The organism is Alkalibaculum bacchi (assembly GCF_937875145.1).
GTDB lineage: Bacteria > Bacillota > Clostridia > Eubacteriales > Alkalibacteraceae > Alkalibaculum > Alkalibaculum bacchi_A.
This window is the reverse complement of the sequence record NZ_CALNCS010000116.1, coordinates 1-7,366: the sequence shown is the minus strand read 5'-3', so window position 1 is coordinate 7,366 and position 7,366 is coordinate 1. Positions and strand designations below refer to the sequence as shown.

The window sequence follows — 7,366 nt, the reverse complement described above, 5'->3', positions numbered from 1 at the left end:
ATGCCTTAGGTCATGAAACCTTGGAGTTACACCTTGGGTGCCGACAAGCTTCGCAAGCCTCACGAAGGCCTGCCATTCCTGCCCGAGTGACATGGAGCTCTTCCAGCCTCAGAGAACGGCAACTTCGACGACGTAGAGTCTCTCATCCCAGTCGAGTCCCATCTTCTCTCGGCCGTCATGCATCGCCTTGAGCCTCCCGTTAAGGACGTGGGCAAGCTCAGGGCCGTGGGAAATCGTCCTGGCTGAGCTTTCGGTTTTGGGGGAGGCGAGGACAAAGGTCCTCATTGACCCTATTTGGGCTTCTTGGCTCGCTTCGGGGCATCGACAAGATCAAACGGGTTAGATGTGATATCTTCGGCTTTGCGAGCCCTGATGAAGACCGTCTTGAGAAGCACATGGGTGTGAGAGACGGTATTTTGCCCATATCCGTCGCTTACCATATCCCGCTCGAACTCCTGGATTTGACGCGAGCTCACCTCGTTTACGGGGTCTTCCCAAGTGTCGTTCCTATGAGGTGCTTTACCTTCTTCGTATTGTCAGCATATGCCCATTCTTCATTTTTTGTTTCTTAGGTGCTTAAAGAAAATTGAAACTTATGATATAGGTGTTAGTCCATTCCATGGGTTAATAATAAAATTAAAATTTTTAGTTAAAACCTTATTGTAGGAAAAATTTTTTATAAAAAATTAAAGTATACTTATACAAAGTATACTACTTTGTATGTCAAGTACATTTAAAAGGGCTTTAATATAAATAGCTAGAAACTAGGGAGTGAGCATAATGGACGAGAACGAACTCACAATTATTCGTAAAATCGCCTACTCTAACCTTGTACATTATACGGATTTAATAAGTATTACTGGCAAATCCCGCAAAACTGTAGCTAAATATTTAAATCATATTGGTATGATAGCTCAGTCATATAATGTAACTCTAGTTCGCCAAAGAAATGTAGGTATTTATTTTAAGGGCGATGTATCTAAATTTATTAATGCGCTTGATTCTCAGCCAATATCATCCTCAATGAATACCAGAAATAGTAGAATAGTTTATTTGTTATCAAGGTTGTTGTTATTGAATGAGCGTCAGACTTTTCGAGAATTAGCTAATTCGGTATATATTAGTGAAAGTACTTTAAAAACAGATCTAAAAGTAATAAAACGACTTATTTCCCACACCCATGCTGAGCTTCAAGTTACTCGTGAAGGCGTATTTATAGCTGCCGGCGAGCAGGTTAGAAGACAACTTATAGCTGAATTGCTTTCAGCGTATTGGGGGAATGCAGCTTTTATTAGTGAAAAAAGAGATGGCTTATGTGCAAGGATCGAAGTACCAAAAGAATTAAAAAATTTTTTTGATAATGATACGATTAGTACAGTGGTTTCAGCTCTAAATGAGTTTGAAGATGATAGTAAACTTTCATTGAGTGATTACGAGTATCAATCATTAGCTGTTCATCTTATAATTGCTATAAAGCGTATAAAAAATAACGAATTTTTACCATTAGATTATAATAATTCTGGCAAGATTGAAAAAAATACTGAATTATTAGTACAAATTCTAGAACACCATTTTATGCTAAAAATTCCAACGGTTGAAAAAGGTTATATTAATATTCACATACTTGCTATACAAGGCACACAAAGTACCTCTAATTATTCTATTAATGAGCATAAAAATGAAATTTTTTATAGCAATAGAAAGATCGTGGATTTTCTTCTAGAGAATTTAAATCAGTATGATAAGACATTAATTCAAAACTTAACGCTACATTTAGTGCCAGCGATGAAGCGTTTATCATTAGGCTTGTCTCTCAGGAATCCATATGCTACAGATACAAAAAAATTCTTTCCGATTGCTTATGATGAAGCGACTAGTTTAGGTAAAAATATAAAAAATGAGTTTAATATTGATTTAAATGATGATGAATTAGCATACATTGCTCTCCATATAGAAGCTTTTATTGAGCGTAGTAATCGGCGCGTTTCTGCAGTCATTGTGTGTAGTAGTGGACTAGGTACTGCCAGTTTAATTGAACAAAGAATTAGTAGAATTTTTTCTAATTCACTTGTAATTACGCGAGTCACATCTTTACAACAACTAAAACAAAGTCCCATTACTGAAGATTTAGTAATAAGCACAATAAATATTAAAATACCATCAGTTCCAGTAGTAGTAGTAACTCCTTTTTTGGATAGTAGCTCAATAAAGAGAGTTCAAGAAGCGATTAATCATGTACATAATTCTTGTCCTAACTCTACGAGTTTTACGGCAATGATTCATCGTGATTTGATCTTTTTTGATGGCCAGCAGAGAACAACGAAGGACGTAATTCAATTTATAGGTGAAAAAATTCAGGAAAAAGGATTTGGCGAATCAGGTTTAATTGAATCTGCCATAGCTCGAGAGAAGCTCTCAAGCACAGTGATTGATTTTGTTGCAGTTCCTCATGGAGACACTAAATACGTTAAAACACCTTGTATTGCTATATATATCAATCCTGACGGAGTGGTTTGGAATAATTCCAAAGTACTTGTTGTATTTTTCTTATACTTGTTGTATTTTTCTTAGCGATGAACAGTATGATTCGGCCATACAAAGAGAAATTATTTAGTTATTTTGACGATTTATTAGAAGATCAAACTCTTTTAAAACAACTGGCTGAATTGACTGAAGTCGACGAGGTTATCCATCTACTAAGCCATCCAATTGTTAGGAGGTGAAATTAATGACAGTTAATAAAGAAAATTTTATAACAGAAAAAAATATTGTAATCGGTTTAGATGCTATTTCCCAAAGAGATGCAATATTTAAATTATCAAAAATTTTAGAAAAGGACGGAACAATTACAAACTCTAATGTTTTTGCGAAGGATGTTCTTAAGAGGGAATCGCTTGCAACTACTGGGATAGGAAATGGCATTGCAATCCCTCATGGCAAGAGTGAAGCTGTGCGGGATGCCTCAATGATTTTTGCTAAGGTTCTAAAACCGCTTGAGTGGAATTCACTAGATGGAAGTAAAGTTGATGTCATTTTTTTGATGGCAGTTAGACCTCAGGGCGGTGATAAAGAGCATCTAAAAATGCTTGCAAATCTTTCAGGACGGCTAATGGATGATGATTTTTTAAACTTTATAAAAAAAGAGAACGATCCAAAAAAACTTGTGTCTTCCTTTAATAAAGAGGAGGTTTAACTATGGCAAAAATAGTAGCAGTTACGGCTTGTATTGCTGGTATAGCTCACACTTATATGGCTGCAGAAAACCTAAAAAAATATGCAAAAAAAGAAGGACATAGCATAAAGGTGGAAACTCAAGGTGCTATGGGAATTGAAAATCGTCTTTCAAAACAAGATATTGCTGACGCTGATATTGTAATTTTTGCTGTAGATACCACGATATCCGAGGCAGATAGGTTTGATGGGAAAAAAATTTGTAGAGTAGGGACTTCTGAAGTTGTTAAAAATGGGAGGGCAGTTATTGATAAGGCTATATCAGAAATTTAAAAGTTATGTTAGCAATTGAAGGGAGAGAAATATGGAATATAAAGGTGGTGCAAAGCGCTTAGCCGGGCATTTCCAGACAGGCGTTTCGTACATGATTCCACTAGTTACCGCTGCAGGTCTTTTGGCCTCGATTGCAGTTATAGGAGGCGGAGAGAATGTAATGAGACCAGTGATATATGGGGTAATATGCGCCTTCTGGGCCAAACTGGATTAGGTTTTATTCCAGTCATAATTGCTGCATACGTTGCTTATTCTATTGCTGATAGGCCCGGATTAGCCCCTGCATTCATTGTTGGAACAGTTGCAAACACAATGGGTACTGGTTTTTTGGGGGGGATGCTTGTAGGAGTGCTTGTTGGCTATTTTGCAAGATGGTTGAAAAAAATGCCAATGCCGACTCGCTTAGTGACGGTAAAATCTCTCTTAATTATTCCATTTTTGACAACGCTAGTTGTTGGCTTCGTAATGATATATGTTTTCGGAAGCCCAATTGCGGCTGCCACACAATCTTTAACAAATTGGCTAACAGGAATGAGCGACGCAAATGCTGTAATTTTAGCTGTTATTCTCGGAGCTATGATGGCATTTGATATGGGCGGCCCGGTTAACAAGGTTGCCTATGCTTTTGGTATGGCCGCATTTACCTCAGGTGGTTATCAAGCAAGTACAGCAATGTTGATGGCAATTGGAATTCCTCCACTCGGAATGTTCGTTGCTACATTACTTGGCGGGAAAAAGCTTTATAGCCCATCTGAGATTGAGAATGGAAGGACAGCTGCAATTATGGGCTGTGTAGGGATTACTGAAGGAGCGATCCCGTTTGCCGTAGCTGATCCTTTACGAGTAATACCTAGTATTATGGTTGGTACGATGTGTGGATGTGCCTTAAATGCTGCATTTGGCACAGTCCATGAGACTGCTTTAGCGACAGTTATGGCAATACCTTTCTCATCGAATCCACTTCTGTATACTCTTTCTATTTTAGTTGGTATCTTTGTGACTGCGCTCATGGTTAATTTCTTAAAAACGGTTACTAAGCATAAGCCTGAAATTGAGGATTAAAATGCTAACGGCACATTTAGTTAATCATACACATTGGGACCGTGAATGGTATTTCAGTACAATGGATGCTTTAGTTTTAAGCGAGCAGTTATTTACTGAGGTTCTTAATGAGCTTGAAAATAATCCAAGCGCAAACTTTACTTTAGATGGCCAAGTCTCCATTGTGGATGAATATGTTGCAATACATCCAGAAGCTAAAGTGCAGATAAAAAAATTGGTTGCCAACCATCAGCTATTTATTGGCCCATGGTATACGCAAACAGACGCATTGCTTCCTGATGCTGAGTCAATTATTAGAAATTTGGTTATTGGAATCAATGATACAATTAATAACTATGGTGAGCCAATGATGGTTGGCTACCTTCCAGATACGTTTGGGTTTAATGCGCAAATGCCAACACTGTTACAGCAGGTTGGAATAGATAATTTTATTTTTTGGAGAGGTATTGATTTAGATCAGCAGTGTAAATCTATCTATTTTAATTGGCGCGGTCTTGGTAATAAGCAAGTGATGGCAATCAATTTTCCATTTGGATATTTTACAGCCCAAATTGCGCCTGAGTCTAAAAAAAAGATCAAAGAATTTGTCAATGAACGATATGATCTTGCTGCTCAATTTGAAGCAAAATATAGTGGTTTTAAAGATGTACTAATGCCCTCTGGTATTGACCAAATGAATATTATTCATGATATTAATAGTACGGTTAGAGAGCTAAATTCACACAGCAAATGCCATACCGTCATTGATAGTTATCCCAGCTTTGTTGAAGTGGTTCGGAAAAAGCGCGGAAGCCTAGCTCAGTATAGCGGAGAATTACGGCTTCCGCGATACGCTCGAGTTCATCGAACTATTGGCTCAATTAGATACAAAATTAAAAAAGAGAACTTTCTATTAGAAATTTTAAAACGCGTTGAGCCGCTTGTCGTTATTGGTATCAAGTCTGGTATTACTATAAATAATGGCTTATTACTCACTTTGTGGAAAAAAATGCTTGAGTGTCAGGCACATGACTCCATTGGGGGCTGTGTGTCGGATACTGTTGCTGTAGATATAATGCAGCGTTTTAAAGAGGCAAATGAAATTGCTGACGGAATAGAAAATATTATTAAAAGGAAGCTAGCCGAGTATTTAAATTTAGGCCCTTCTGACCTATTAATATTTAATACACTTCCTTATCATTTTGTAGGTCGTAAATCGATAGAGTTGGTTACAAAAGATCTTAAATTTAAAATTGATGGCATGTCAGGCACCTATTTAGAAGATACCCAATTGTTTCCTGAGCGCCATCACATTTTAACCCTTACGCCAAAAGGTCAAGTGTTTACAGATGAGCCTGAGTATTTTCAAGTTACTTTGAATGGACAAGTCGATCTACCTGGATTAGGATATCGCGTTTTACACATACTTCCCGCAAATTCAGAAATGTCGATAATGTCAATCAGAAAACAAGAGGAAAATTCATGTCCAGAGATTTCTAACGGTTTTCAAACATTAAAGTATGAAAATAACTCATTAAAGTTATTTTATAACAAACGTGTATATCCTAATTTTCTTCAAATTGTTGATGCAGCTAATGATGGGGATACGTATGATTATTCTCCCTTAAAAGGCGATTCTGAACATGTATTGCCTTTACAGCATGCTTACGTTAAAACCTGTGGCGACAAAAAACAACTTATTGTAATTGGGGCTGCGCGTATGCCCTTGTCACTTGAAGACTATGACGCTGCTCAGCCTCATTTTGGAAATTTAGAATATAAGTTTTTATTTGAGTTTAATGATAAAAACCAAATTTCAGTGCATCTTACGATTAATAATCGTGTGTTTTCTCATAGAGTCCGTTTGGCCTTTTCTCCTCTTATTAGCCAAGATGAGGCAATATTTGCTGGAATACAGTGTGGTTATGTCTCTAATCAGAGTAAGCCTATCCCCAAAAATTGGAATGCAAATTATGTTGAAAAACCTGTAAATATTTTTAATTTTGATAAAACAGTCACAGTGACAAATAAAAAGATGCACTTTACTTTTTGGGGTGCTGGGGAAAAAGAATATGAATACAATAATGGTATTTTATATATAACTCTAATGTCAAATACAAGTTATCTAGGTAAACCGAATCTTGCATGGCGTCCTGGCCGAGCTTCAGGCGACACTACTAATCAGGGACATGTTTTTATTTCTACGCCGTTGGCTGAAAATGAGGGACTTAACAAATTTGATTTTGCATTCGAGCTACGTGAAGGCCAATTCAGCATGGGTTATACTAATAAAATAACTCGTGAATTGCTTTCTCCCTCTATTTCATACCAGCGGCAAAGTCTGAATCTATTTATTAATCGTTTGGATAATAAAATATGGCAAACAGAGGGCAACCCACATGTGCCGTCTGAACAGTCATTACTAGAATTATCTGATAATTACGATGTTTGTGCTATTTACCCAGCTTATCGTGTAAAGGATAGTTTTGTGGTTCGTATACAGAATATGACAAACGAACCAATTGAAATACCGGATAAATTGATAAAAATAGGGAAAAGAGTAAATGCACTAGAAGAGGAATTTTTAACGTCTGACAATATCATTCCTCCATTCGACTTAGCAAGTATTTTAATACCATTTAGTTCAGTGTAGATTGGTAATTGTATAAATACTAGCGGCATTAAACTTTATCTGTCGCTAGTATTTCTTAGACTTTGAAATAATTGATAGATAATTTTTAAGTAGCGCTGAAGTATATATAGTTTTATTGCACTAACTGTTTTTTAGGTTATTTTTTTCTATGAACTGTTGTATTAAATA

The 7,366-nt window shown here is 36.7% G+C and carries 7 protein-coding genes; 6 read left to right on the top strand and 1 reads right to left on the bottom strand.

Translation table 11 applies throughout. The features are described from left to right. Nucleotides 1–108 precede the first annotated feature (108 nt). Nucleotides 109–285 (bottom strand): hypothetical protein, encoded by a 177-nt coding sequence (locus Q7P22_RS07670; RefSeq protein WP_303862689.1) that lies wholly within the window; start codon nt 283–285, stop codon nt 109–111. 495 nt (nt 286–780) lie between these two features. On the opposite strand from Q7P22_RS07670, the gene Q7P22_RS07665 reads away from it, so the two are divergent. The 6 genes from Q7P22_RS07665 (at nt 781) to Q7P22_RS07640 (ending at nt 7,198) form a co-directional block, all read left to right on the top strand. After that, complete coding sequence (locus tag Q7P22_RS07665) at nt 781–2,571, top strand: transcription antiterminator (protein WP_303862686.1); 1,791 nt, start codon at nt 781–783, stop codon at nt 2,569–2,571. 157 nt (nt 2,572–2,728) lie between these two features. Then, nucleotides 2,729–3,193: a PTS sugar transporter subunit IIA gene (locus Q7P22_RS07660; protein ID WP_303862684.1), complete on the top strand. Its 465-nt coding sequence runs from the start codon at nt 2,729–2,731 to the stop codon at nt 3,191–3,193. Nucleotides 3,194–3,195: 2 nt separating this feature from the next. Then, a complete protein-coding gene (locus Q7P22_RS07655; protein WP_303862681.1) occupies nt 3,196–3,504 on the top strand; it encodes a PTS fructose transporter subunit IIB in 309 nt (102 codons plus the stop codon). A gap of 31 nt (nt 3,505–3,535) precedes the next feature. Then, complete coding sequence (locus tag Q7P22_RS07650) at nt 3,536–3,718, top strand: hypothetical protein (RefSeq protein ID WP_303862692.1); 183 nt, start codon at nt 3,536–3,538, stop codon at nt 3,716–3,718. Beyond that, the gene (locus Q7P22_RS07645; protein ID WP_303862679.1) at nt 3,691–4,566 is read left to right on the top strand and encodes a PTS fructose transporter subunit IIC; all 876 of its coding nucleotides are present in this window, start codon (nt 3,691–3,693) and stop codon (nt 4,564–4,566) included. The genes Q7P22_RS07650 and Q7P22_RS07645 overlap by 28 nt, the downstream gene beginning before the upstream one ends. A gap of 1 nt (nt 4,567) precedes the next feature. Next, nucleotides 4,568–7,198 (top strand): alpha-mannosidase, encoded by a 2,631-nt coding sequence (locus Q7P22_RS07640; protein WP_303862676.1) that lies wholly within the window; start codon nt 4,568–4,570, stop codon nt 7,196–7,198. The last annotated feature ends 168 nt before the right edge of the window (nt 7,199–7,366 follow it).

What these genes read in the sequence shown, in the direction of transcription:
- Q7P22_RS07655 (WP_303862681.1), top strand. Translation starts at nt 3,196, where the DNA reads ATGGCAAAAATAGTAGCAGTTACGGCTTGTATTGCTGGTATAGCTCAC.
- Q7P22_RS07660 (WP_303862684.1), top strand. Translation starts at nt 2,729, where the DNA reads ATGACAGTTAATAAAGAAAATTTTATAACAGAAAAAAATATTGTAATC.
- Q7P22_RS07645 (WP_303862679.1), top strand. Translation starts at nt 3,691, where the DNA reads ATGCGCCTTCTGGGCCAAACTGGATTAGGTTTTATTCCAGTCATAATT.
- Q7P22_RS07670 (WP_303862689.1), bottom strand. Translation starts at nt 285, where the DNA reads ATGAGGACCTTTGTCCTCGCCTCCCCCAAAACCGAAAGCTCAGCCAGG.
- Q7P22_RS07665 (WP_303862686.1), top strand. Translation starts at nt 781, where the DNA reads ATGGACGAGAACGAACTCACAATTATTCGTAAAATCGCCTACTCTAAC.
- Q7P22_RS07650 (WP_303862692.1), top strand. Translation starts at nt 3,536, where the DNA reads ATGGAATATAAAGGTGGTGCAAAGCGCTTAGCCGGGCATTTCCAGACA.
- Q7P22_RS07640 (WP_303862676.1), top strand. Translation starts at nt 4,568, where the DNA reads ATGCTAACGGCACATTTAGTTAATCATACACATTGGGACCGTGAATGG.